The sequence below is a fragment of the Phenylobacterium sp. Root1290 genome (assembly GCF_001425305.1).
GTDB lineage: Bacteria > Pseudomonadota > Alphaproteobacteria > Caulobacterales > Caulobacteraceae > Phenylobacterium.
This window is the reverse complement of record NZ_LMEE01000002.1, coordinates 219486-245376: the sequence shown is the minus strand read 5'-3', so window position 1 is coordinate 245376 and position 25891 is coordinate 219486. Positions and strand designations below refer to the sequence as shown.

Here is a 25891-nt window from a genome sequence, read left to right as displayed (position 1 = left end):
GCAAGCGCCTCATCCGCTTGCTTTCGGACAACGGTGGTGCTCGGAAGTGAGATCGTCAACAATAATGTATCGATACGAATTAGTATCGAAATGTGCCGCTTGTGGTGTCATCGGCGCCGCGGAGGCGCCCGTTAGCGATGCAGTTGAGCCGCGCGGAGGTTGAGAGCAGGGCGCGGGCCTGCTCAACGCCGGATGCGATGAGCGGGGAGGGAGGCCAAGGGCCGCTGTGCCCCGATGGGATAGGAGGACCTCAGGCCACTCCGGCATCGGCGAGGTGGATCAGGGAGCCAGCGGTGGGGCCGCGGCGGGCGCTATTCCGCGTGCGCGAGGGAGATGTCGACCATCACCTCGGCGGAGATTTCTTCCAATGCGGCCTGGACCGCCTGGGGGCGCAGGGGCGGCGGCAGCCTCAGGCGCACATCCATGTGGAAGAGCGGGACGCCTGAGTGAGCCTCGGTGCTGAGGTGGGTGTCGAAGCTCTCGATATTGGCGGCCAGGCGGCTGAGGATCGCCGTGACCTGGTGCACGATCCCGGACCGATCCTGTCCGACCAGGCTGAACTCAACCGTCTCGCCCGCGGGCTCGGTGCTGGCGACCGCCGGAGAGATCCGCACCTCCAGGCCCTGCGCGTCGACTTCTCGGACCGCCGCGCGGAGGTCGTCCACGCCGCCTTCTTCCAGTTCGACCAGCACCGAGCCGACATAGAGTCCGCCCAGGCGGCTCAGATGGCTCTCAAGCCAGTTGCCGCCGGACGACAGGACCGCGTTGGCGAGCGCCTGGGTGAGGCCCGGACGATCGCTGCCGACAATACTCAGGACCAAGGTGACCATATTCGTCTTTCGAACGGAGCAAACCGCGAGGGGGACAAGGCTGAGATCCTGATTAGCACCTTGCCCGGGCTGTTTCCCAGCCGGCGCCCGCGTCACGCCTTCAGTTTGATCTTCCGCTCGATCTCCGCCGTCGCCTTCTCGGCCTTCTTCCGCTGCTCGAAGACCCTGCGCATATGCAGCAGATCGCGTTCGCTCAGCCGCTTCTCGGCCGCGACGAACTGTTCCTGTTCTTCTTCGCGGATGTGATGCAGGTACTCCTCCTTGAGGCCGGCGAACCGCCGCAGCCAGCCAGGCGAGGACATGTCGCGCGCGGCGAGGTCGGCGAGCATGTCGTCGATCTCCTTGTGCTCGGCGATCGCATGGCGGGCGAAGTCCGTCGTCGCGGGGTCGCGCAGGACGCTCGACCACAGGGCCTGTTCCTCCGCGGCAGCATGAGACTTGAGCTCGTGAACGAGCTCTTCGAAGAGCTTGCGACGGTCGTCTGAAGCGCCGTGCGTTTCCTCGATCATCGCCAGGAGCGCGCGATGGCGGTCGTGGTCTTCGACGAGGCGGCCGAAGACGTCAGGGTCGCCGCGGAACTTCGTCTTCGGCGTGCTGCCGATCCGCACCGTCAGGTCGGGCGCGAGCGCCTTGGCTTTGGCCACGGCCGTCGCCTTGGCCTGGGCGTCCGAAACCTGTCCGTTCGCTTGGGGCATACTGGAGTTCTCCCGCACTTTCGCCCGCGAAAGCCGGGCGCTTGAGCTACGCGGGCGCGAGCCAAAAGTTCCTGGCTCGGCTCAGGACGAGGCGAGGGGAGCGTCCGCGAGCGGGATGGTCAGGGTGAAGCGCGTTTCGTTCCGACAGGACGAGGCCCTGAGTTCGCCGCCGTGCGCCTTGGCGATCTCGGAGGCGATGTGCAGGCCAAGGCCAAGGCCCCCCTGGCTGGGTTGCACCTCGCCGCGGACGAACGGATGGAACAGCCGCTCCATGGCGGCTTTCGGAATGGGGGCGCCGCTGTTGGCCACCGACAGGTTGAGTTCCTCGTCGTCGATGACGGCCTGCAGGCGCACCGGCGCCTGGTCGGCGCCATAGGTCAGGGCGTTGGCGAGCAGGTTCGAGACAAGCTGGCTCAGCCGGCCCGGATCGACCGGCGCCGGCGTCGGCAGCTGGAAGTCGCATTCGACCACGCGATCGGGATAGCTCGCCTCGAGCTCTTCGACGACCTGGCGCAGGATCGGTTCGAGGTCGTGAGCGCGTCGCTCGACGGCGATGCCGCCGCCCAGCCGTCCGCGTGCGAAGTCCATGACGTCGTCGATCAGACCGGCCATTCGGTCGGCGCTGGCCTCCATGAGCCGGATCACGTGCTGGCCCTTGTCGCTGAGCGGCTCCTTGCGCAGCAGCCGGGCCGCGCCGCCGATGGAGGCGAGGGGGTTGCGCAGGTCATGGCCGAGCACGGCGATGAACTGCTCTCGCAGCCGCGCCGTCTCCTGTTCGTGCGCCAGTTCGCGGCGGGTCAGTTGCTCCATGGCCCGAAGCGCCTTGGCGTGGGCTTCGAGCTGGTCGCGCTGGGCGGCCAGCTGTTGGCGCTGGCGATGAAGCTCGAAGAAGACGTTGGCCTTGCTGCGCAGGATGTCCGGTTCGATCGGTTTCTGGATGAAGTCGACCGCCCCGGCCTCATAGCCGCGGAAGCGCCGCTGCTTATCGCCGCTGCCCGCGGTGAGGAAGATGATCGGGACGTGCCGCGCGCGGACGGCGCCGCGCATGAACTCGGCGAGCTGGAAGCCGTCCATCTGCGGCATCTGCACATCGACCATGGCCAGGGCGACGTCATGCACGAGCAGCAGCTCCAGCGCCTCTTCGCCCGAGCGCGCCATGAGGCACTCCAGGCCATCGCGCCGTAGCAGCGCCTCGAGCGACAGGAGGTTTTCCTCAAGGTCGTCGACCAGAAGGAACTTGACGGACTGCATGAGCTATCGGCTCCCCAGGGCGATCAAGAGTGAGGCGAGTTCGGTCAGCCGCGCCGGCGTGGCCGTAGGACACGCGTCCAACGCGGCTTGCGGCATGGCGGGCACATGGGCTCCGGCGGGATCTTCAACGAACGCCAGGCCGCCGGCCTCGGCGAGCGCCTTGAGACCCGCCGCGCCGTCGGCGTTCGCGCCGGTCAGCACGACGCCGGCGAGCGCCGGCCCGTAGGCGTCGGCGGCGCTCTCGAAGAGGACATCGATGGAAGGCCGCGAATGCAGCACTGGCGGGTCGTCTGACAGCCCCAAGGTGCGGTCGGTTTCGACTAGCATATGGTAGTCGGCCGGCGCGAAGTAGATCGCGCCGCCCTCAATGGGCGCCTTGTCCTCGGCCTCGCGCACCGGCAGGCGGCACTTGGCGCCAAACAGCGGCACGAGCGCGTTGGTGCGCCCCGGCGGCACATGCACGACGACGAGCACAGGAAGCGCAAACCCTTCCGGCAGCGCCGGCAGGATCGCCGACAGCGCCTCGACCGCCCCGGCCGAGGCGCCCATGACGATGGCTTCGACGGCGCGGCTCACGCGTTGCGCCTCTGGTAGATCTTCTCTTCCGGCACGAAGGGCGAGAACGCGTCGGCGTGGGTCGAGAACCGCAGGCTCTCCTTCGACCCCAAACCGAGAAAGCCGTTGCGGCTCAGGGCGTCGCTGAAGAGCCCCGTGGCGCGGTCCTGGAACTGCCGGTCGAAGTAGATGAGGACGTTTCGGCAGGAGATGAGCTGCATCTCCGCGAACACCGCGTCGGTCACCAGGCTGTGGTCGGAGAACACGACGCGGTCGCGAAGCGACTGGTCGAGGACCGCATTGCCGTAGTCGGCGCTGTAGTAGTCGGACAGCGACGACTTGCCGCCCGCCTCCTGATGGTTTGCGGTGAAAGACTTGATGCGATCAAGGCTGTAGACGCCCCGGGAGGCTGTAGCGAGGGCCTCGGGGTTGATGTCGGTGGCGTAGAACAGCGTCCGCGCCTCCAGTCCTTCCTCCCGGAAGAGGATGACGAAGGAGTAGAGCTCCTCGCCGCCGCTGCAGCCCGCGACCCAGACCTTCAGGGACGGATAGGTCCGCAGGTGCGGGATGACCTTTTCTCGCAGCGCGCGCCAGTAGGACGGGTCGCGGAACATCTCGCTGACCTGGACGGTCAGGTAGTCCAGCAATTGAGGCAGCACCGCCGGATCGTGAAGGACGCCGTCCTGCAGCGCCGAGAAGTTTTCGTACCCCAGATGCTTCAGGGCCTGGCGCAGGCGGCGCTTGATCGAGGCGCGCGAATAGTGCCGGAAGTCGTAGTGGTAACGACGGTACAGCGCCTCGAGCAGAAGCTCGATCTCGATGTCTTCGACCCTGTGCACCAGCTACCTCGGCATCCAGACACGGACCAGCGAGAGCAGCTTGTCGACGTCCAGCGGCTTGGCCATGTAGTCGCTGGCGCCTGCCTGGAGGCAGCGTTCCTGGTCGTCGGGCATGGCCTTGGCCGTGAGCGCCACGATCGGGAGCTTGGACCAGCGCGGGTTCTTGCGGATCTCACGGGTTGCGGTCAGGCCGTCCATGACGGGCATCATGACGTCCATCAGCACCAGATCGATGGCCTCGCCCCCGTCCTGCGCCGAGGCCTCGAGCGCGGCGATCGCCTCCTGGCCGTTGCGCGCGATCTCGATGGTCGCGCCGCGCGGCTCAAGGATGTTGGAGAGCGAGTAGATGTTCCGCACGTCGTCTTCGACGATCAGAATGCGGCGGCCTTCGAGAACGGCGTCGCGGTTGCGGGCCTTGCGGAGCATCTTGCGCTGCTCGGGCGGCAGCTTGGACACCACCTGATGGAGGAACAGCGAGACCTCGTCGAGAAGCCGCTCCGGCGACTTCGCGCCCTTGATGATGATCGAATTCGAGTAGCGGCGAAGCTTCTGCTCGTCGTCCGGCGAGAGGTCGTGGCCGGTGTAGACGATCACCGGCGGGAATGCGTAGCCGCGCTCGTTGCTCAGTGTCTCCAGCAGAGCGAAACCCGAGGCGTCCGGCAGGGTCAAGTCGAGCACCATGCAGTCGAAGGTCTCTTGCTTCAGAAGCTCCAGGCACTCGGCCGCGGTCCCGACGCCGACGGTCTCGACGTCGCCCGAGGCCAGCAGCCGGCTGACGGCTTCGCGCTGGACGTCGTCATCTTCGACGATCAGGACGCGCCGCAGCGTCCGGGTCAGCTGGCTCTCCAGGGACTGCAGCACCTGGGCCAGGTCCTCGCGCTTGACCGGCTTGATCATGTAACCCACGGCGCCGAGGGAGAGGGCGGTCTGGGCGTGGTCGGAGGCGGACACCACGTGCACGGGGATGTGCCGGGTCTCGTCGTCGCGCTTGAGCCGGTCAAGAACGGTCAGGCCCGATTGGTCCGGCAGACCGACGTCCAGGACCACGGCGCTCGGCTTGACGCGCTTGGCGAGGTCCAGGGCCTCCCCGGCGGTCCGGGCGATGAGGCTCTGGAAGCCGAGTTCGCGTGACAGGTCGCGGACGATCGCCGCGAACGGGCCGTCATCTTCGATGATCAGCAGGCTGCGCCGTCCGGGGACGAGCTCATCGCGATCGTCTCCAATCGACTGCAGTCGATTGGCGGAAGTCGCCGCGGCGAGGGGAGTGGGCGCCGGCGTATCGGCGGCCTTCGCCGACAGCGGGGCCGGGCGAGCCGCCACAAGCGACGGATCATAGGCGAGCGGGAGGACGAGCGTGAACGTGCTGCCTTCACCGACCTCGCTGCGCAGCTCGATCGACCCGCCCAGCAGCCTGGCCAGTTCGGTCGAGATCGAAAGGCCAAGGCCGGTGCCGCCGTACTTGCGGCTGATCGTACCGTCGGCCTGATGGAAGGCCTGGAAGATGTTGGCCTGCTGGTCCTGGGCGATGCCGATGCCGGTGTCCGTCACCGCGAACGCCAGGTGTCCGTCGTCGGCCGGCGCAATGGTCAGCCTGACGCCGCCCGTCTCGGTGAACTTGAAGGCGTTGGACAGCAGGTTCTTGAGAATTTGCTCAAGGCGTTGCCGGTCGGTCTCGAGCGCGACCGGCGCGTCGGCCGCGACCTCGATCTTGAACTCAAGGCCCCGCTCGCTCGCGATGGGGGTGAACGTCTGGCCGATATCGGCGGCCAGGCTCTTGAGCGAGGTGACCTCGGGACGGATCTGCAGGTGGCCTGCTTCGATCTTGGACAGGTCGAGAATGTCGTTGATGAGGGTCAGAAGGTCGTCGCCCGACGACTTGATCGTCCGGGCGAACTTCACCTGTTCATCGGTCAGGTTGCCGTCGGGGTTGTCGCCGAGCAGCTTCGACAGGATGAGCAGCGAATTGAGCGGCGTGCGCAGCTCGTGGGACATGTTGGCCAGGAAGTCCGTCTTATAGCGGCTGGCCTGCTCGAGCTCCCTGGCCTTGAGCTCGATCGTGGCGTTGAAGCGGGTCAGATCGTCGCGCTGGGTCTCCAGCTGCTGGGCCTGCTCTTCCAGCTGCGTGTTGGTCTGTTCGAGTTCGACCTGCTGTTGTTCGAGCCGCACCTGCGACTCCTTGAGGGCGCGACCCTGCTCCTCCAACTCCTCGTTGGAGACGCGGAGCTCTTCGCTCTGGACCTGGAGTTCCTCGGCCTGGCTCTGGGTCTCGCTCAGCAGGTCGCGGAGCTCGCTGCGGTACTGCGCTGACCGCATCCCCACGCCGATGGCCGGCGCGGCCTGCGACAGCAGGTCAAGCACCGGCGCCTCGACCGGGTTCAGGAAGCCAAGCTCCATGACGCCGGTGACCGCGCCGTCGGCCAGAAGGGGGACGATGAGGAGGTGCGCCGGGTTCGCTCGCCCGAGCGCCGACCCGATGGTGAGATAACCGTCAGGCACGTCGCGAACGAGCATCGGCTTGCCGCTCTCGACCACCTGGCCCAGCAACCCCTCGCGCGCGGAGAATTGCTCGGTGATCGTGGCGTCGGCAGGCACGCCGAGCTTGGCGGCGAGACGAAAGTCGGTGTCCTTGCCTGCGAATAGCGCCCCGGCCTGCGCGCCGACGTATCGGGCATAGAAGTCCAGGATGCCGTCGCCCAACTGTTGCAGCGACAGGTCGCCGAGCATGGCGGTGGCGGCGCCGGCCTGGCCGGCCTGCAGCCAATCCTCGCGGGCTCGTGCTTTCGCCGCACGCCGGACCAGATGACCGACGACCAAGGTCAGGACCAGGCCCAGGACGCAGGACAGGATGCTGCTGATCACCGCGGTGCGGTAAGCGCTCTCCATCTCGGCGAGCCGGACCGAGCGGATACGCACCTCTTCCTGCTGCATGGCGTCGAGCTGCGTGCGGATCGCGTCCATGACCGCCTTGCCTCGGCCGGTTTCGACGATGGCGACGGCGGCGTCGCGCCCCTGGGCGCGGCGCAGGGCGATGGTCTGATCGAGCTCAATGAGCTTGTTGTCGACGTCACGCCGCAGGAGAGCGACGCGGTTCTGCTGCGCTGGATTGTCCTTGGTCAACGCATCGATCGCATCGATCCCGGAGGGGATGGCCGCAACGGCGCTATTGTAGGGGTCGAGGTAGCGCTCATCACCGGTCATGATGAAGCCGCGCTGCCCGGTCTCGGCGTCCTGCAGGGCGGATAGCACCTTGCTGAAGGACATGATCACCGTATGCGTGCGGATGACCTGCTCGTTGTTGTCGCGCAGCATCTGGACGTTGAAGTAGGCGACCGCGCCGCTGATCAGGAAGAACGTCAGAGCCGCGACCAGCCCGATCGTCGTCCAGACCTCTGAGCGGCGGCCCAGCGGCGAGGCGGTTCCAGGCAGCGACGCAGCCCCCATGCTATTTCCTTGTATGATTTTCTCGGCGCCACGACCCCGTAGCCAAGCGGAAGTAACAGGTGACGTGGGGCGGCCGAAAGCTCGTTTGTTAATCCGCGCGGGTTCGTCGCGCCAAAGGCGGGGCCGATCTTTCCCGTGCGACGGGCCAAGGCGACTGGGCGCTCTGCAGGACGCCGATCGGGGCGGTCAGGCCCCCTGGATCCGTGGCTATGGCGTCGAGACCGGGCTTTGGTAGTGCACCTGGGCGCCGGGCCCTAGCGGCAGGTCGAGCAGCACCCAGCCGACCGTCATGGCGATACCGGCGGCCATGAAGCACAGCGCGTAGGGCAGCATCAGCGCCAGCAGAGATCCCACCCCCATCGACTGGTCCCATCGCCGGCTGAAGGCGAGAATGAGCGGGAAGTAGCTCATCAGCGGGGTCATGATGTTGGTGTAGCTGTCGCCCATGCGATAGGCGGCGGTGGTCATCTCCGGGCTGACGCCCAGCAGCATGAACATCGGCACCACGACGGGGGAGAGCGCGCTCCACTTGGCCGAGGCCGACCCGATGAAGAGGTCGAGGAACGACGACAGCAGCAGCACGCAGACCAGCAGCACCGCCGCGGGCAGGGCCATGGCCTGCAGCGCCTCGGCGCCGTTGATCGCGATGATCGGGCCGATCCGCGACCAGTTGAACATCGCCACGAAGTGGGCGGCGAAGAACACGAAGACCAGGTAGGGGGCCATGGTGCGCACGCCGTGCTGCATCATGACGACCACATCATTGGCCGACTTCACCGAGCCGGTGGCGCGGCCGAAGGCCATGCCGGTGAGCAGGAACAGCAGGAAGAAGCCGGCGATCAGCGCCGCGTAGAGCGGCTGGAGACGCGCCGTCCCGACCGCCGACTGGTCGATGAAGGGGGTGTAGCCGGGCCAGAGAGCCAGCGCGGCGAAGGCCCCGGCGACGAGCAGGGCGACGAGCCCGGCCCAGCGCAGGCCTTTGCGCTCCTCAGGCGTGATGTCGGCCTTGTCCAGATCGGCCTGCAGGTCGGCGTCGACGACGCCGCCCCAGGCGCCCAGGCGCGGTTCGACGACCTTGTCGGTGACGTACCAGATGATCGGCGTGAACAGGGCGACGATGGCGCAGATGTAGTACCAGTTGCCCAGCGGGTTCATCGTCCAGTTGGGATCGACGATCCGCGCAGCCTCCTGCGTGAAGCTGAGCAGCAGGACGTCGATCTGGCCGGGCATGAGATTGCCGGCATAGCCGCCCGACACCGCCGCGAAGGCGGCGGCCAGGCCCGCCAGCGGGTGACGGCCGGCGACCGCGAAGACGATTGCGGCGAGCGGAATGAAGACGACATAGGCCGCGTCGGAGGCGTGGTGCGAGACCATGCCGATCACCGCGATGATCGGGGTCAGCAGGGTCTTGTGCGCGTTGCGCAACGAGGCGCGGATCAGCGCGGAAAACAGGCCCGAGCGCTCGGCGACCGCCGCGCCGAGCATGATCGTCAGCACCAGCCCCAGCGGCGCGAAGCCGGCGTAGGTGCGCGCCATGTCGGTGAACAGCCGCCTGATGTTCTCCTCCGAGAACAGGCTCGAGGCGCGATAGGTCAGCACGCCGTTGGCGAGCTCGGCGTATTCGGGCGCCTTGTCCCCTGAGTAAGGCAGCGTCGCCTGCCAGCCCAAGCCGGCCCCCAGCGCCGAGAGCAGCATCAGGGCGAAGATCAGGTAGACGAAGATGATCGTCGGGTCCGGCAGCAGATTGCCCGCGCGCTCCACGAAGCCTAGCAGGCCGCGTTGGCGGTCGGTTCGGGTCTCGTCGCTCATGGAGGCTCCGGCGCGCTTCTATACTGACGCATAGCGCAAAGCTTGGAGCGCGGCAGTGGGCCGCCGCCTCGCGGCGTTCACATCGCGGTGACCAGGCGCCTCAGGCCTGGACCGTCACCTTGAGGAAGGTGGCGGGGATTTCCGTGCGGTCCGGGCCGCCCTGGTTCTGGCTCTCGAAGAGGGCCGAGAGCTCGGCTTGCAGTTCCGGACGCCGGCCGTCGCGCTCGGCGGCCTCGAAGGCGTTCATCGTCGGCCCGTAGTAGTCGCGGAAGATGTCGAGGAACGCGCCGGACGGCCCCGGGTAGCGGAAGGTGTAGGTCGCGCGCTCGCAGCTGATGCGGCCGGCGTCGACGCCGGCCTCGCCGAAGCGCGCACGGACATTGTCGTCCACGCCCCAGGTGATCGGGCTGACGAAGCCTTCCGGCGGCGGCGGGGTGTAGGCCGCGCAGGTCTGCAGGATCTTGGCGATCAGCGTCGGGTCGCCGGGGATCCAGTTGCCCATGACGATGCGTCCGCCAGGACGGGTCACGCGGACCATCTCGCGGGCGACATCGACCGGCCGCGGCGCGAACATGGCTCCGAACATGCTGACCACGAGGTCGAAGCTGTCGTCGGCGATCCCCTCAAGGTTCGAGGCGTCGCCTTCCTGGAAGCTCAGATTGTCGAGCCCGGCGGCCTTGGCGCGCGCCTGGCCGGCGGCGACGAGGTTCGAGGCGATATCGACGCCCAGGACTTTCGCGCCGCGCTGCGCGGACGGCACGGCCGTGGTGCCGTCGCCGCAACCGAGATCGAGCACGTCCATCCCTGGGCCGACGTTCAGCCCGGCGACAAGCTCGTCGCCGCTTTCGCGCATGGCCGCCGCCAGTCGCGTGAAGTCGCCCTTTTCCCAAAGGGCCTTGTTCGGATTCATGTCGTGGGCTCCTGACACGTCGGCGAAATCGCCAACCTTCGTCACACCAGAGCGACTGCACTCCGACACTGCACACCAGCCGCCGAACGATGATGAGACGCGGGCGCGGACATGGCAAGCAACCCGGGTAATCGCCCTAGGCTGGAGCGGCGGCCTGGTCGGCGCCCCTGGCGTAGGCCGCGGCGAGCTGGCGGTAGTACTTGGAGTTGAAGGCCAGCACAGTCGCCACGACGCCAAGCACGCCGGCGAGTGTGAAGACGAAGGCGATGCCGCGATCAGGACCGCGGCCGAACCAGTCGCCGATGGCGGCTGCGCCGGCGCCGGTCGTCATCAGCGGGATGAACAGGAACTGGGTGAGCGGGCCGATCAGGAAGGCGGTCAGCGGGGAGGCGGCCTGTTCGACCGACTGGGCGAACCCGAATACCCGGCCTTGGCGCTCGAACGGCACCACCTTTTGCAGGGTCGTCTGTTCGGCGGCCTCGGCGTAGGGGCCAAGGAACATCCAGACGAAGCACCCCAGCGTCAGCAAGACGATCGAGGGCTGCAGGGTGAAGACGCAGCACACCGCCCAGGAGATCAGGTTGACCAGGAGGAGGGTGCGCAGCGGGCTGCGGCCCAGGCCGGTCCTGGAGATCAGCAGGCCGCTGGCGATGAAGGCGGTGGATAGCAGCCCCCACAGCAGGCCCCAGGTCTGCACCTTCACCAGCGAGAGGCCGTAGGCGTCCATCAGCGCCATGAAGATCCCGCCGAGGAAGTTGTTGAAGGTGGCGAACAGGATCAGGGCGAAGAGGCCGGGCACCGCGCCGATCACGCGGATGGTGCCGCGGATATCGACGCGCCGAGGCTCGGCCGGGGCGTCCGTCGGCGCGGTGCTGCGCTCCTCGTTCAGCGGCACGAACAGCAGATGCGCGAAAGCCAGCAGGGTGCAGACCAGGGCGAAGACCAGGGTCGAGACCATGCCGCCCCAGGCGACGAGGAAACCGCTGATCACCGAGGTGGTCAGGAAGCCGACTCCGCTGACCATGCCGACCAGGCCGTTCGCCTTGTCCCGCCGATCCTCCGGGATCAGCAGCGTGACCAGCGTCGGCAGCGCGATGCTGCGGATATTGCCGGCGATGACGCCGAGCATGACCAGCCAGACGACGACCCACAGCGGCGCGCCATAGGGGTCGGCGAGGCTGCCCTTGGGAAACAACAGGTAGGCGGCGAAGGAGAGGGCGTAGAACGCGAACGACACGACGCTCGATCCCAGCATCACCAGCTTCTTGCGGTGATGATCCACCAAGCTGCCGAACCAGAAGCCTGAGCCGGCGGTGAGCACGAGATAGATGCCCGCGACCATGCCGGTCGCGAAGACCGAGTGGGTCTCGAGATAGACGTAGAAGGTGAGCGCGAACCAGACCGTGAAGTTGGTGATGTTCGCCAGGAGGTTGTTGGCTAGCAGATGATAGAAATGGGTCATGTGCTGGCGCTCAACGCGCAGCCTGGCCGCGCCTGTCTACGGAAAAGCGCGGGAACACGCGCAGAGGTCCCCGGACTTAGGCGTCCGGCAGCTGAAGCTCAATGGCGTCGAACGCCGTTACGCACTTCGACCGCGGTTGCGGGAGCGTCGCGTATTTCTCGCGCCGACGATAAGTCTCATATTGCAAGTCTATGGGCGTTGGGCCTAGCTGGCCCGGCTGCACGTCGCGGCGGGGCCGAGGGATTCGATGCCGAGCAAACTCCTGAACTTCTATGGGCGGTTCGCGCCGTCCTTCACGGCGGCCGGTTTCATCCTGCGCGGGCTGCCGCTGCAGCCGATCGGCCGCGCTTTCGAGAAGCAGACCTGGCTGGTCACTGGCGCGACCGGCGGCATCGGACGCGCCATCGCCCTGGGCGCGGCCCGGCGCGGCGCGATCGTCTATGCGGTCGGTCGCAATCCGGAGGCCCTGGCGTCGCTGGAGCGCGTGCCGGGCGTCAAGTCTCTGAAGTACGACCTGGACCGCGTGGCCGACAATCTGGCGCTGGCCGAGCATGTGGCGAGCATCGGCCGGCTGGACGTGCTGGTGAACAACGTCGGGCGTCTGGAGCACGCCTACAAGACCTCTCCCGAGGGGTTCGAGAGCACCTATGCGATCAATCTGCTGGGCCATTTCGCCCTGACCGAGCGGCTGATCGAGCTGGGCGCGCTGCGGGACGGGCTGATCATCAACATGGCCTCGGGCGGTCTCTACAATTCGGCCCTCAGCCTGCGGCGGCTTGAGCAGTCGCCGGCGAAGTACAGCGGGGTGATGGCCTATGCCGCGCACAAGCGCGCGCAGCTGGCGCTGTCCGACAAGTGGACCGAGCAGGGCGTGCCGGCCTACACGATGCACCCGGGCTGGGTGGCCACCGACGGCGTGCGCAGTTCGTTGCCGGACCTCAACCGCCATCTGGGCTGGGTGCTGAGGTCGGGAGCGCAGGGCGCCGATACGGCGCTATGGCTGGCCGCGCGCCGACCCGCGCACAGGCCCGGAGCTCTGTGGTTCGACCGAGCGCCGCGGTCGGCCCACGCCTATCCGCACTCGGAGGCTCCGGAAGTTGAGCCAGAGGCGATTTTCGCCAAGCTCGCGGCTGACGTCGCCAAGGCCGCCGCTTCGAGTTCAGCGGCCTAGAGGCGCACCATCAGCGGAGCCCCGTCAGGCGCTTTTGCATGGCGCAGACGCCAGGCGCAGGCTGGGCGTGCTGATCGATCCGGCCGGCGACGGCTTCGAACTGCGCCAGCAGATGGCTTAGGCGGCCTTCATCCACACGACCAAAGCGAAGCGGCCGGCGCCCGCGTTCGGCAATGTCCGGTGGGGCGTGAAGCGGTCGAGGAACAGCACCTCGCCGGCCCGGCAAGCGGGCTGCGCGCGGGGCAGATGTGCCAGCGAGGTCTCCTCGATATGAAAGTCGTGGGTCCGGACGTGCGGGAACGGCGCGGGCTGGCGGCCGGCGGCGATCTCAAGCCCGCCGGCGCCGGGGCCGGCGTCCATCAGCGGGATCCAGGCGGTGATGCGCAGACGACCGCACTCGGTCCCGTCATCGATGGCGACGTCGGAGTGCCAGTCGTGCCAGTGCTCCGGAAAGGCGGCGAGGCTGGCGCGGACACGGACCGTGTGGCCGCGGTCCTGCAGCGGCCGGCCGGCGAGCTGTTCGGCGGCGGACTTGAGCGCTGGACTGGCCGCCAGGGCGCCGAGCCGCACGCCGCCCTGGGCGTCGGTCAGCACCGCAAGCCGCAGGAGGTTAGCGTAGGCGCGCTCCTTGGCGGCAATGGCGTCGAGCCGTTCGGTGATCGGCAGCTCGGGGCAGCTGCGCTCGAACGGCGCATGCAGCGCATGGGCGATGCGGTCGATCTGTTCAGCGATGTCGGCCTGGGCGGACAACACCTGGGCCGGATCGAACACGGGGGCGACGGCGTAGCCGTCCTGCGCGAAGGAGGTCTTGGACATGTCGCCTCGACGGATAGCAACTGCGACGGGGAAGTGAAGGCGGCGGTGGGCGCCGCCTTCGGTTCGAGTCAGGCGGCGCGCGCCTGGCGTGCGGCCGCGACCATGTTGACGAGCGCGGCCTTGGTCTCGGGCCACTTGCGGGTCTTCAGGCCGCAGTCCGGATTGACCCAGAGCTGGCCGATGGACAGCCGCTGCCGGGCGGCCTGGAGCAACTGCGCCATCTCCTCGACGGTCGGCACGCGCGGCGAGTGGATGTCGTAGACGCCCGGGCCGATTTCGGCCGGATAGGCGTAGTCGGCGAAGGCGTCGAGAAGCTCCATCTTGGAGCGGGCGGTCTCGATCGAGATGACGTCGGCGTCCATCGCCCCGATTGCGGCGATGATGTCGTTGAACTCCGAGTAGCACATGTGGGTGTGGATCTGGGTGCGGTCGGCCACGCCCGAGGCGGTCAGGCGGAAGCTCTCGACCGCCCAGCCGAGATAGGCGTCCCAGTCGCGGCGGCGCAGCGGCAGGCCCTCGCGCAGGGCGGCCTCGTCGATCTGGATGACCTTGGCGCCGGCCGCTTCGAGATCGACGACCTCGTCGCGGATGGCCAGGGCGATCTGGCGACAGGCCCGCTCGCGGGTGACGTCGTCGCGGACGAACGACCAGTTGAGAATAGTCACCGGGCCGGTGAGCATGCCCTTCACCGGCCGCTCGGTCAGGCCCTGGGCGTAGCGCCACCACTCGAGCGTCATCGGGGCCGGGCGCGAGACGTCGCCGTAGAGGATCGGCGGGCGCACGCAGCGCGAGCCGTACGACTGCACCCAGGCGTACTTGGTGAAGGCGAAGCCGGCCAGTTGCTCGCCGAAGTACTGGACCATGTCATTGCGCTCGAACTCGCCGTGGACGAGGACGTCGAGGCCGACCTCCTCCTGCCAGCGGATGGCGCGTTCGGTCTCCTCGCGCAGGAAGGCGTCGTAGTCGGCGTCGCTGATGCGGCCCTTGTCGTGGTCGGCGCGGGCCTTGCGAACCTCTTCGGTCTGCGGGAACGAGCCGATGGTCGTGGTCGGGTAGGCCGGCAGATTCAGGCGTTCGATCTGCAGGGCGCGGCGGCGACCGAAGTTGGCCGAGCGCTTGGCCATGGCGGCGTTGACCGCAGCGAGACGGGCGCCGACCTGCGGGTTGTGGATCTTGGCCGAGGTGCGGCGCGCCTGGGCGGCTGCGCTGCTGGCGGCCAAGGCGTCGGCGACGCCGGCGCGGCCGCCGTTGAGGGCGCGGGCCAGGACGACCAGCTCCTCGATTTTCTGGATCGCGAAGGCGAGCCACTCGCGGACATCGGCGTCGAGGTCGCGTTCCAGGGCCAGGTCGATCGGGGTGTGGAGCAGGGAGCAGGACGGGGCGAGCACGATCTCGCGGTTCGTGGCCAGCAGCGGCTCGAGGTTGACGAGCAGGCGCTCCAGGTCGGCGCGCCAGACGTTGCGGCCGTCGATGACGCCGAGCGACAGCGTAAGGCCGGCCGGGGCGTTGGCGAGGACGCGTTCGAGCTGGTCGGCGCCGCGCACCAGGTCGAGGTGCAGGCCGGCGACCGGCAGGGCGAGCGCGGTCTCCAGATTGTCGTCGAGCGGGCCGAAATAGGTGGTCAGCATCAGCTTCACGCCCGGCGCGGTGCGCGCGAGCAGGCGATAGGTCTCATGCAGGGCGGCGCGGTCGGCGTCGTCCAGGTCGAGCACCAGGCAGGGCTCGTCGATCTGGACCCAGGCGGCGCCGGCCTGCTCCAGCTTGTTCAGGACCTTGGCGTAGACGTCGACCAGGTCGCCGATGCGCGAACGCGGATCGAAGCCCTCGGTCTTGGACTTGGCGAGCTTCAGGAAGGTGACCGGGCCGAGCAGCACCGGGCGGGTGACGATGCCCTGGGCCTTGGCTTCAAGGAACTCGTCGATGGCCTTGGTCGAGGCCAGGGTGAAGGCCTGGTCCGGCGAAATCTCGGGGACCAGGTAGTGATAGTTGGTGTCGAACCACTTAGTCATTTCGGCCGCCGGCACGTCGAGCGCGTGGTGGTGATGGCCATGGCCGCAGTCGGCGTAGTCGGCCTCGTCCTGCGCCCCGCGGGCCATGGCGAAGTAGGTGTCGAGGGCGACCGGGCCGCCCTCCCAGCCGTAGACCGCCGGAATGGCGCCGACCATCGCGCTGGCGTCCAGCACGTGATCGTAGAACGAGAAGTCGTTGGACGGGATGTGGTCGACGCCCAGGTCGCGCTGGCGCGCCCAGGTCTTCGCGCGCAGACCGGCGGCGACATCGAGCAGGGCCTGCTGATCGCTCTTGCCAGCCCAATATCGTTCGAGCGCGATCTTCAGCTCGCGCTTGGGGCCGATGCGGGGGAAGCCGAGGGTGGCGACGGTGACAGTCATGATGCCTTGCCAGTTCTGTTGATGGCGAGGCGATCAGTCGCGAGCAGGCGAGCGCCGACGCAGGGCGCCGGGAGGCCTGACTTGCGGCCTGACCGGACACCCCGCCGGAGGACGTTATCTGTCGGGGCAGGTCTCCTGGCTCACGGGTCAGCGCCTGTCGTCCTGGCCTTCCCGACCCGCCACCGATGAAGCTCGGCGGGTCAGTGACACGTATTGGACGTCGGCTCGCCGCTTACAGTTGCGGGGGCAGCTCCGGCATAGGTCCAAAGGACCGCACCGGATTCCCATCTTAGCCCCAGAGCGCGAACGCCCCAGGGAACCACGACGCGAGCATGTTGCGCGCGGCGGCTGGCGGAGTCAATAAAGATATAAAGATATCTTTATATGAGCTCTAGGCTTCACCCAGGTGGCGTTTCCAGAAGGCCAGCCAGGAGTCGCGCTCGTGGGCGGGGACGCCCACGTGGCCGCCCGGATTGATGTGCATGGTCTTGTCGGTCGAGCCGAAGGCGTTGAAGAGGGCCAGGCCCTGGTCGCGGCTCATCAGCTCGTCCTCCCACTGGAACACGAACATCAGCGGGATCTTGATCTGTTCGGCCGCGAGGCGGTGGTCCTCCAGGCCGGGAAAGACGCCGAACAGGCCGAAGATCGCGCAGGCGATGCGGGGCTCCTGGGCCACGAACGGCACGCCGAAGCGGGTCCCCATGGAGACGCCCCAGTAGCCGACCCGGTCGTGACGGCCGACGACGTCGAGCTGCTGGGCCGCGTCGAGGACGGCGCGCCACTCGGCGACCGCCTTGGCCGCTGCGCCGGGGATGCGGGATGGGCGGGCCGGCGGCGCCTGGCCCTGTTGCGCGCGGCGGCCGGCCTCGCGGGCGGCGTCCTGGTCTGCCTTGGCCTGCTCACGGCTGACGCGGTCGCCGTGGCCGGGGGCGTCGATGGCGAGCGTGGCGTAGCCCAGTTCCTGGGCGTGGCTGATCGCGGCGGCGGTGATGTTCGCGGCCTTCTTGTGCTGGGAACCGCCGTGCCCGAGCAGGATGAGGGGGCGAGGACCGACGGCGCCCTGCGGATGCCAGAGGCAGCCGGGCACGGAGTCGCCGCCGACCTCCAGGCGAAACTCGCGGCGGGTGACGCCGTCGGCGGTGTTCTCGGCGAGGAACTGCATGGCGGTCAGGCCGACCGCGCCGCGGAGCGGGCCGCCCAGTATTCGCGGAAGTAGCGACGCGGGTCCTGCACCGCCGCCGTCGTCGCGCCGAACACCAGGGTCGTGCGATCGGTCATGTCGTAGGGCGCCCACGCCGGGGTCTTGGGGTTGTTGGGATCGCCGGAGGCGGCCAGCGCCACCCAGGCCGAGGCGATCTCGTCGGCCAGCCGCAGATTGTCGGCGGTGGGGCCGGCAAGCGGGAAGCGGATGTCGTGCATCGAGTAGGCGACGTCGATGCCGTGCACGGCGCCGTAGCGGCCGCCGAAGGCCGGGCTGGGGCTGGTCCACAGATAGGACCAGGTCTTGGCGCCGCCGGCCGCGACCCGGCGTTCCAGCATGATGTCGGCGCCGAGACGGAAGGAGCCGTCGCTGACGATGCGGGCGTTGACGATGAAGGGCGTCGCCTTGGGGTCTTCGTCGCGATAGGCGGAGAGCAGGGCGGGGGCGTCCTTGCCGACGCGCTTCTCGAGCCGCTGCTGGACCTCCTCCCAGGTCATGTTGAACTTCACCTCGCGATAGGTGCGCTCGTCGAGGGCGGTCGAGACGACCAGCGGGACGTCGTGGCTCTCGGCCGGCGCGCCTGGCGCGAACGGGTGGTGCGGGATGGCCGCGCCGAGCACCGGCGCGAAGGAGCGAGGCGCCTCGCCGCGGGCGCGGTCGGCGGCCTCGACCTGGGCCTGGGCGGCGAGCAGGGTGGTGAAGGGGACCTGCTGCAGCTCGCGGACCTGGTCGCGGCGCAGGCCAAGCTGGGCCAGCAGCAGGTCGCTGGCCTGGGCGGCCTCTTCGCGGGTCATGGCGGTCAGGCGCGAGCCGCTCATCACCCCGGCGCTGGTGAACAGCCCCTTGGCGCTGGGCATGCCCATCAGGTGGCTGACCTTGGCCCCGCCGCCCGACTGGCCGACGATCAGCACGCGTTTCGGATCGCCGCCGAAGGCCTCGACGTTGCGCGACACCCATTGCAGCGCGGCGACCAGATCCTGGATGCCGGCCGCGCCGGAGTCGGCGAAGTCGCCGCCTTCGCCGAGGTATAGATAGCCAAGCGCGCTGAGGCGGTGGTTGACCGTCACGACCACGCAGTCGCCAAAGCGCGACAGCATCTCGCCGTCGCCGCCAGGATTGTTGCTGGAGCCGCCATAGAAGCCGCCGCCATGGAAGCGGACGATGACCGGCCGCTTGGCGCGGCGCGACGGGTCCGGGGTCCAGAGGTTCAGGACCAGGCAATCCTCGCCCATGCCGCCCGGCTGGAGGTCGTTAAGGATCAGGTCGGCATAGGCGTGGCGGCGGCTGCCGGGGATCTGGGGCGAGATGTTGCCGTAATCGAGGGCGTCGCGCACGCCGCTCCAGGGCTGCACCGGCTGCGGCGGGCGGAAGCGGTTGGCCCCCGAGGAGTCGGCGCCGTAGCGGATCCCCTTGAAGACGCTGACGCCGCCGCTGGCCAGGCCGCGAAGCTTGCCCTCGGCGGTTTCGACGATGGGGAACAGGTCGGCCTCGGCGGCGCGCACCGATCCGGCGGCGGCCAGGCCCAGGGCCGCGCCGCCCGCGGCGAGGAACTGTCGGCGGTCTGAGGTCATGGCGTTTCCTCCTGATTATTGGCGGTGCAGCGTCCGGCCCATCTGCTGGGTCGGGTAGCGGCTCATGAAAGCGCGCTCGCCGGCGAAGGGGTCCTGCGCCAGGGTCGGCGGGACGTCGAACAGCATCATCGGACGCGTGGTCAGGTCGTAGGGCCGCCAGTCCGGAATTGCGGCGTTGTTCGGATCGCCGGTGCGCGCGAAGGCGATCCAGGTCTCGGCCATGGCCTGGGCCAGGGCGCGAGTTTCGTCGGTTTCCGGCCCGGTCAGATGCGGGGCGGCGGCGACGTTGTCGAACATGAACGGCAGGTCGAGCGTGTGCTGGCTGATACGCCGCCCGTCCTCGGCCGGCGAGCGCCAGGTGAGCTGGTAGACATAGGTGGGAGCGGCGCCGGACTTGACCCGCTGCTCGGCCATCAGGGTCTGGTCGAGGATGTAGCCGCGCGCCGAGGTGATCAGGAAGTAGAGCTCGGACGGTGAGGCCTGCGGATTGCTGGCCTGGAACTCGGCGATCGCGGCCTCGACGTCGGCCTCGCCGACGTGGCGGGCGAGGCGCTTGCGCAGCTCGGCCATGTCCAGATCGAAGGCGCCTGGTTCGTAGCCCAGCTGGTTGGAAAGCTCGGTCCGGGTGGTCCCGACCATCATCGGCAGATGGCTGGAGATCGCCGGCGCGTTCGGCAGGAACGGGTGGTCCTTGAAGGCCAGGCCGTCGAGCACCGGCGAGAAGCGCGAGCGGGTGTCGCGCATGACCTTGAGCTTCGCCGCGCTGAGGGAGTCCATCGGCGCCTCCAGCAGCCTAGCGGCGTCGCCGGGGGCGAGGTCGAGCGTCTTGAGCAATGCGTCGGTCAGACGCGCGGCTTCCTCAGGGGCCTGGACGCGCAGGTGCGAGCCGCTCTGGACGACGCCGCGTTGGAAGAGGCCGCGGGCGTCCTCGCCAGCGTAGCAGAGGCTGACCTTCCGGCCGCCGCCGGACTGGCCGAAGATGGTGACGTTGTCGGGATCGCCCCCGAACGCGGCGATGTTGTCGCGCACCCAGCGCAGGGCGGCGATCAGGTCGAGATAGCCGACATTGCCCGCCTGGGCGTAGGCCTCGCCCAGCCGATCTCCGAGGTAGCAGTGGCCGAAGACGTTGAGGCGGTGGTTGAGGGTGACCACGACCACGTCGCCGCGCAGGGCGAGCCGGGTTCCGTCATAGACCTTCTGCGAGCCCGAGCCGGCCTCGAACCCGCCGCCGTGGAACCAGACCATGACCGGCCGGGCCGACATGTCGGCGGCAGGCGTGAAGATGTTCAGCCGCAGGCAGTCCTCGCTCATTGGGCCCTTGTCTGCGAGCGGGCTGCGCATCTGCGGCGACTGCGGACCGTAGTCGAACGCGTCCTGCACGCCGGTCCATGGCGCGACGGGCTGGGGCGGGCGAAAGCGGTTCGCGCCGGCGGTGTCGGCGCCGTAGCGCAGGCCCTTGAAGACGCTGGCGCCGCGCTTGCGCAGGCCGCGGACCTGGCCGTGGGCGGTGGTCACCGCGGCGGTGATTTCCAGGCTCTCGGTGGCGCTCATCGAGGTCTCCTCAGGGGCGGGCGATCAGGCGGATCAGCGCGCTGGCGTCGGGCAGGGCCTCAAGGCCGCGGACGGCGTCGATCACCGACTGGGCGCGCGCCGCGCCCAGGGCAGGGGCCATCAGGTCGGCGGCTTTGGCCTCGACGTCGGCGGCGCTCATCGGGTGAGACGGGAAGCCGAGCACGTGGGGGACGTAGCGTTCGAGCCGCCGTCCGTCGGCCAGGACGATGGCCACGCGCGCGGACTCGGTGCGCGGCTCGCCGGGCTGCGCCTCCTGAGCGGGGTCGTGGCGGATCTCGACCTTGTCCATCAGCGCGCGGGCGGCGGGGTCCTGCGCCATGCGCTGCAGGCTCTGGGCCCCGACGAAGTCCAGGCGGCCGTCCAGCAGGATGATGGCGGCGAGGTAGCGCAGGTTGAGGGCCGGCATCGCGGCGTCGCGGAAGGCCTGCCAGCGGCCGGGCATCTCGATCAGCACAGAGGCGACATCGGCGCCGGCGACGTCCGACGCCAGGTCCAGCAGCGCCTCGACCGCCGGCTGGGTCGGGCCGCCGACCGGGTAGCGCTTGAACGCGGTGTGCGGCAGTTCCGAGCGCCGGCCGAGGTCTTCGATCAGATAGGCGCGGTCGCCGCCCGAGAACAGCGGGCCGCGCATCCAGCCGCCGGGATTGTCCAGGCAATCGCGCACGCCGCGGAAGCCGGCCGCGACCATCAGGGCGGCGTGCAGTCCGTCGCGCGCGCCCATGCCGGCGAAGACGAAGGCCTTCTCGATGTGCTCGACGTCCAGCAGCCATTGCCAGGAGCCGGACGCCTGCTGGGCGCAGAAGCTGAAGACGTCGGCGATCTTGTCCTGCGGCAGGCGCAGCAAGGCGGCGGCGGTCACGGCCGCGCCGAACTGCGGTCCGATGCCGTGGTTGGCGATCCCGGCGCGGCGCAGGTTGTCGACGCCGAGCGCCTTGGGCATGCGCCCGGCCACTTCATACCCGGCGATGACGGCGGAAAGCAGTTCGGCGCCGGTGGCGCCTTTGACCTCAGCGACCGCGAGGCCGACGCTAAGCACTGCGGGGCCCGGCTGGACGAAAGCCGAGGGGATGAAGTCGTTGATCTCGGCGCCGTGGCCGGTCATGGCGCTGGCGAAGGCCGCATCGACAATCCCGGCGCGCTCGTCGGTCCCCAGGATGGTGGCGGCGTAGCGGCTGGTCCCGCCGCTGAGCGAGAGCGCATAGCCCCGCGCGAGGACCGCCGGCTCCAGGTCGCGGCAGGCGACGATCGAGGCCAGGGTGTCGAGGATGTGCAGGAGCCCGAGTTCGCGGTCAGAGGCCGACGGGCGGGAGTGGAGCGCACCGGCGACGTAGGCGGCGAGAGCGTCGCCCACGGGGCGCGCGTCTTGGGCTGGCTTGGTCATCGCTGGTCGAGGGCCTCGGTCATGCGGGCCCGCGTCTCGAGCAGGGCTTCGATCAGCGCATCGCGCTTGCGGGCGGTCAGGCGTTCGGTGGGCGCCGAGATGGACAGCGCCGCGTCAGGGGGTGCGCCTCCGGCTGCAACCGCGGCGCCGATGCTCGTGACGCCGGGGCTGTAGCCGGAGAGCGCGTAGCCCCGCTGACGGACCTGCGAGAGCTCCGTCATCAGTGCGGGGACATCCAGATTGCTGACGGCGGCGACGCGCTCGACCACGGAGCGGGCGTCGGGGCGGAAGGCGAGCATCGCCTTGCCGCTGGCGGTCAGCGGAGCGGGCGCCCGGCTGCCGACGCGCGTGTAGAAGCGCACCGGCCGGGCGGCCACGATCTTCTCAAGATAGACCACGTCGTCGCCGGACAGGATGGTCAGGCTGACGGTCTCGGCGGTGGTCCGATGCAGCGCCTGCAGGAAGCCGGCGGCCACGCGGTAGATGGGCATGGACGTGACCACGCCGGCGCCCAGTTCCCAGGCCCGCAGCGTCGGCCCGTAGCGGCCGGTCTCGTCCTGGCGGGCGTGGCCCAGCGCACAGAGCGTGCCGAGGATGCGGTGGACAGTGCTCTTCTGCAGGCCGGTCTCAGCGGCGATGTCCGACAGGCGCGACGGCTGCCGCGCCCGAGCCAGGCACTCCAGGATGTCGAAACTGCGGGAAACCGCCCGGTCCATCGTCGCCGCCCACCTCCGTCGTGCGCCAGCTATGACACAGATATTCGTGTTGTTCCAATATATGAAATGATGTTCCATTCTGCGGAACTAATCGGCCAAAAAAAGAGGCCGCCCCGGAGATTTCGAGGCGGCCGAAGTGGGCAGGAAAGGAAGGGTCAGAAACGCTTGGTGACGCTCAGCTTGAACGTGCGCCCCAACGGGTTGGCGGTGGCCGGGTCGTAGCTGAGGTCGCGGCGCGCGAACGGCGGATCGGCGTCGAACAGGTTGGTGATCGTGACGCTGGCCGTGGTGTCCCAGGGCAGCAGCACCCGGTAGGACGCATCGGCGGTGACGAAGGCGTCGAGCTTTGCACCCTGGGGCAGGATGTAGCCGAACACCGCGCCGTTCTGCCCGAAGATGTTCGTGCCCCCGAACCGCCCGTCGCGCACGTCGGCCATGCTGTCGATGTAGCGCAGGGTGAGGCGCAGGTTGTGCACGTCCCGGACGTACTCGGCATAGAGGTTGGCGCGGAGCTTGGGATAGGAGGTCCCGCCCGCCGTGCCGCCGTGGGTTCCGGCCAGTTCCTGGCCCGCCTCGACCTGGATGCCTTCGATGAAGGCCGGGCCGGTGTCGTACTTCAGCAGGTAGGAACCATCGAGGCCGAAGTTCATCGCCCCGCCCCAGACGCCGTCGGCGCGGAAGGTGGCCGAGAAATCGACGCCGGAGGTCTTCACGCCCGTGCCGTTGATGGTGGTCAGCTTGACGCGCTGGATCGCGCCAGGCGCGCAGACGCCGCCCTGGAACACGAAGCGGGCGACCAGCGGCGCGAGGGCCGGGTTGGCGCAACCGTTCGGCAGGGTGGTGGACGAGCCGTTGGGGAACACGGTGGAGAGCAGACCCGAGCCGGACTCCGCCTCGATGGTGTCCTGGAAGTCGAACGACCAGTAGTCGATGGTCGCCTTGAACGCGCCGAAGTCGACGATGGCGCCGATGTTCAGCGTGTCGGCGGTTTCGGGCTTCAGGTTCGGGTTGCCGGTCGTGTCGAAGGCCCGGTAGCCGCTGGTCTGGGTGATGAAGGCCTGGGTGGTGTTGGCGTCCGGCACCAGGTTCATGTCGGTCGGCGCGCGGAAGGTCGTGCCGGCCGAGGCGCGGAAGGCCAGCCAGTCGACGGCCTGCCAGCGAACCGCGAGCTTCGGGTTGGTCGTGGAGCCGACTTCGCCGCCGTAGTCCTCGTGCCGCACCGCGAGCTGGAACGAGAGGTTGTCGGTGATCGGGACCTGGGCCTCGCCGAACACCGCCCAGACGTCGCTGCCGAGATCCTGCTCCGAAAGCGGGCCGAGGAAGCCGAAGACGCCGTTGCCGCGTCCGGTCGTGCAGTTGGTGACGTTCTCCTCCGGGCACGGGTTCAGCGCGATGTTGTTGATGTCGTTCACCTCGCGGCTGAAGGTGTTGTCGCGGTACTGAGCGCCCGCCGCCCAGCCGATCGGGCCGCCGCCGAAGTCGAGGCTGGACTGGCCGTTGATCACCGCATCGACGACGGTCAGCGTGGTCTCGGACTGATAGCCGTACGGCTGGAACAGCCACTGGCCGATGGCGCGGCTGTTGGCGTTGGCGGCGGCGGAGCCGGCCACGTAGTTCGGGTTGGTTTCGCCGGAGGCGGCGTTGGCCGGGACGCCCGTCGAGAACGGATTGTAATAGAGGCATGAGCCGACGCCCGCGACGCCGCCCTGGACGCCCGGCGTCACCGGATCGGTGTCACAGCCCGGGCCGCCGAGGCCGTTGAGGGCGTAATGGAGCCGCGCGACGGGGATGTCGTAGGTGACGATGTCGCTGCGGTTGATCATGTGGGTGACGGCGACATCCCAGCCGACGCCGTTGTCGAACTCGCCATTGAGACCGGCCGAGACGCGGAAGCCCTCGAAGAACCGCTGGTCGGGTTTGGAATCGCCGGTCAGCGGGTTGCCGCCGACGCCATAGGGACGCCAGAGCAGGATGTTGGCGGCGGTGAAGCCGGCGGTGTTGACGGCGGTCTGCTGGGCGGGCGTCAGCTGCGGGAGAAGGCTGCCGGGCAGGCAGAGGGCGGCTCCGGCCGTGCCGCAGAGGCCGGGATTGGTCCGCGGAATGATGAAGGAGCCGGAGGCCGCACCGGGGCCGAACGCCTGGGTCGGGCCGTATGACGGCGAGGTGCCTTCATGCGGCACGTCGTGGCTGGCGTAGAGCGCCTCGGCGTGGAAGCGGGTCTTCTCGGTCAGGTCCCAGTTGAACTGACCGTAGACCTGATAGTGCTCCTCCTCCTCGACCAGGTTGTTGAAGCGGCCGAACTGGAAGTAGCAGCTCTGGGTCCCGGCTGCGGCGGTGACGATGGTGTTGCCGAGCGCGGTGCAGCCCGGGTCGATGAAGCGGGTCGTGCCCGAGATGTAGGTGCCGGGATTGCCGAAGCCGGACCAGCTGCCGTTGGGGTTTTCCAGGTAGCTGTTGACCGCCCAGTCGCGCTCCAGGGTGTCGAGCTCCGAGCGATGGCGGTAGCCCACCGAGATCAGGGCGTCGCCGCGGTCGCCGACCCAGCCGTAGTTGGCGCTGAGCGTGTAGTCGCCGTCCGATCCGTCGATCAGCGTATAGCTGCCGTTGAGCTCCAAGCCGTTGAGGTCGGTGCGGGTGATGAAGTTGACGACGCCGCCGATGGCGTCCGAGCCGTAGGTCGCGGCCGCGCCGTCCTTGAGGACCTCGATCCGGCCGACGGCCGCGCTCGGCAACAGGTTGGTGTCGACGCCGGAGCCGCCCGGCGAGCTGGTCAGGCGCCGGCCGTTGAGCAGGACCAGGGTCCGGACCGCGCCCAGACCGCGCAGGTTGACGTTGCCCGAGCCGGTCGTCGCCTGGCTGGCGAACTGGTTGGTTTCGCCGAGCACGCTCTGCACGCCGGGGATCGCCTTGATGATGTCGACCATCGCAGGAGCGCCCTGCTTCTGCAGATCCTGAGCCGACAGCACATCGACGGGCAGGGCGGCGTCTTCCGGGGTGCCGCGGATGAACGATCCGGTGACGATGACCTCGGCGACTTCGCCAGTCTTGTCCTGTGCGTGAGCGGTCGTGGCGAGCGCGGTCCCAAGCATGATCGCCAGGACCGAGACGCCGCAGAGGCGTTCGGACTTCAACATGGTTCCCCCTAATGCATTGGCCGACCGTCATTCGGTGACGGAAGTTATGCGCGAGGATATGCAGCGATCGGATCGTGCGTCTACATATTAGATCGTTGTTCCATTATGTGGAACAAATGCACGTTTCAATATTTGGAACGGATCAGC

General features: G+C 68.6%; 18 protein-coding genes and 1 riboswitch. Of the genes, 1 reads left to right on the top strand and 17 read right to left on the bottom strand.

All coding sequences use genetic code 11. From position 1 onward, the window contains the following. Positions 1-311 precede the first annotated feature (311 nt). The 9 genes from ASC79_RS10655 to ASC79_RS10615 form a co-directional block, all read right to left on the bottom strand. Positions 312-830: a glycine cleavage system protein R gene (locus ASC79_RS10655; RefSeq protein WP_056025742.1), complete on the bottom strand. Its 519-nt coding sequence runs from the start codon at positions 828-830 to the stop codon at positions 312-314. 92 nt (positions 831-922) lie between these two features. After that, on the bottom strand, positions 923-1525 hold the full coding sequence (locus ASC79_RS10650) for a hemerythrin domain-containing protein (RefSeq protein ID WP_082532069.1): 603 nt from the start codon (positions 1523-1525) through the stop codon (positions 923-925). Between the two features lie 81 nt (positions 1526-1606). Further along, the gene (locus ASC79_RS10645; RefSeq protein WP_056025740.1) at positions 1607-2776 is read right to left on the bottom strand and encodes a hybrid sensor histidine kinase/response regulator; all 1170 of its coding nucleotides are present in this window, start codon (positions 2774-2776) and stop codon (positions 1607-1609) included. Positions 2777-2779: 3 nt separating this feature from the next. Continuing rightward, on the bottom strand, positions 2780-3352 hold the full coding sequence (locus tag ASC79_RS10640; RefSeq protein ID WP_235528813.1) for a chemotaxis protein CheB: 573 nt from the start codon (positions 3350-3352) through the stop codon (positions 2780-2782). Continuing rightward, positions 3349-4173 carry a protein-glutamate O-methyltransferase CheR gene (locus ASC79_RS10635; RefSeq protein ID WP_056025738.1) on the bottom strand — a complete coding sequence of 275 codons (825 nt, stop codon included), beginning with the start codon at positions 4171-4173 and terminating at the stop codon, positions 3349-3351. The genes ASC79_RS10640 and ASC79_RS10635 overlap by 4 nt, the downstream gene beginning before the upstream one ends. Next, positions 4174-7611, bottom strand: coding sequence for a response regulator (locus tag ASC79_RS10630; protein ID WP_056025736.1), 3438 nt, complete (start codon positions 7609-7611; stop codon positions 4174-4176). It abuts the gene before it with no gap. Between the two features lie 207 nt (positions 7612-7818). Next, positions 7819-9420 (bottom strand): AbgT family transporter, encoded by a 1602-nt coding sequence (locus tag ASC79_RS10625; RefSeq protein ID WP_056025734.1) that lies wholly within the window; start codon positions 9418-9420, stop codon positions 7819-7821. 100 nt (positions 9421-9520) lie between these two features. Next, positions 9521-10330, bottom strand: a complete 810-nt coding sequence (locus tag ASC79_RS10620; protein WP_056025732.1) for a class I SAM-dependent methyltransferase — start codon at positions 10328-10330, stop codon at positions 9521-9523. 136 nt (positions 10331-10466) lie between these two features. Further along, complete coding sequence (locus tag ASC79_RS10615; RefSeq protein WP_056025730.1) at positions 10467-11792, bottom strand: MFS transporter; 1326 nt, start codon at positions 11790-11792, stop codon at positions 10467-10469. A 247-nt stretch (positions 11793-12039) separates the two neighbouring features. Between ASC79_RS10615 and ASC79_RS10610 the strand changes: the two genes are divergently transcribed. Continuing rightward, positions 12040-12963, top strand: coding sequence for an SDR family NAD(P)-dependent oxidoreductase (locus tag ASC79_RS10610; protein ID WP_056025728.1), 924 nt, complete (start codon positions 12040-12042; stop codon positions 12961-12963). Positions 12964-13080: 117 nt separating this feature from the next. Here the strand turns inward: ASC79_RS10610 and ASC79_RS10605 are convergent, their stop codons facing one another. The 8 genes from ASC79_RS10605 to ASC79_RS10570 form a co-directional block, all read right to left on the bottom strand. Beyond that, a complete protein-coding gene (locus ASC79_RS10605; protein WP_056025726.1) occupies positions 13081-13779 on the bottom strand; it encodes a phytanoyl-CoA dioxygenase family protein in 699 nt (232 codons plus the stop codon). Positions 13780-13847: 68 nt separating this feature from the next. Beyond that, positions 13848-16169 (bottom strand): 5-methyltetrahydropteroyltriglutamate--homocysteine S-methyltransferase, encoded by a 2322-nt coding sequence (gene metE / locus ASC79_RS10600; RefSeq protein ID WP_056025724.1) that lies wholly within the window; start codon positions 16167-16169, stop codon positions 13848-13850. A 107-nt stretch (positions 16170-16276) separates the two neighbouring features. Further along, a riboswitch (cobalamin riboswitch) is annotated at positions 16277-16508 on the bottom strand. 52 nt (positions 16509-16560) lie between these two features. After that, complete coding sequence (locus ASC79_RS10595; RefSeq protein ID WP_056025722.1) at positions 16561-17331, bottom strand: alpha/beta hydrolase; 771 nt, start codon at positions 17329-17331, stop codon at positions 16561-16563. 5 nt (positions 17332-17336) lie between these two features. Further along, positions 17337-18941 (bottom strand): carboxylesterase/lipase family protein, encoded by a 1605-nt coding sequence (locus ASC79_RS10590; RefSeq protein ID WP_082532068.1) that lies wholly within the window; start codon positions 18939-18941, stop codon positions 17337-17339. Positions 18942-18956: 15 nt separating this feature from the next. Continuing rightward, entirely contained in the window at positions 18957-20492 is a 1536-nt protein-coding gene (locus tag ASC79_RS10585) for a carboxylesterase/lipase family protein (RefSeq protein ID WP_056025720.1), read from the bottom strand. Between the two features lie 10 nt (positions 20493-20502). Beyond that, positions 20503-21864 (bottom strand): MmgE/PrpD family protein, encoded by a 1362-nt coding sequence (locus ASC79_RS10580; RefSeq protein WP_162244281.1) that lies wholly within the window; start codon positions 21862-21864, stop codon positions 20503-20505. Positions 21865-21890: 26 nt separating this feature from the next. After that, positions 21891-22610 carry an IclR family transcriptional regulator gene (locus tag ASC79_RS10575; protein ID WP_056025716.1) on the bottom strand — a complete coding sequence of 240 codons (720 nt, stop codon included), beginning with the start codon at positions 22608-22610 and terminating at the stop codon, positions 21891-21893. A gap of 155 nt (positions 22611-22765) precedes the next feature. Beyond that, positions 22766-25744 (bottom strand): TonB-dependent receptor, encoded by a 2979-nt coding sequence (locus ASC79_RS10570; protein WP_056025714.1) that lies wholly within the window; start codon positions 25742-25744, stop codon positions 22766-22768. Positions 25745-25891: the final 147 nt, after the last annotated feature.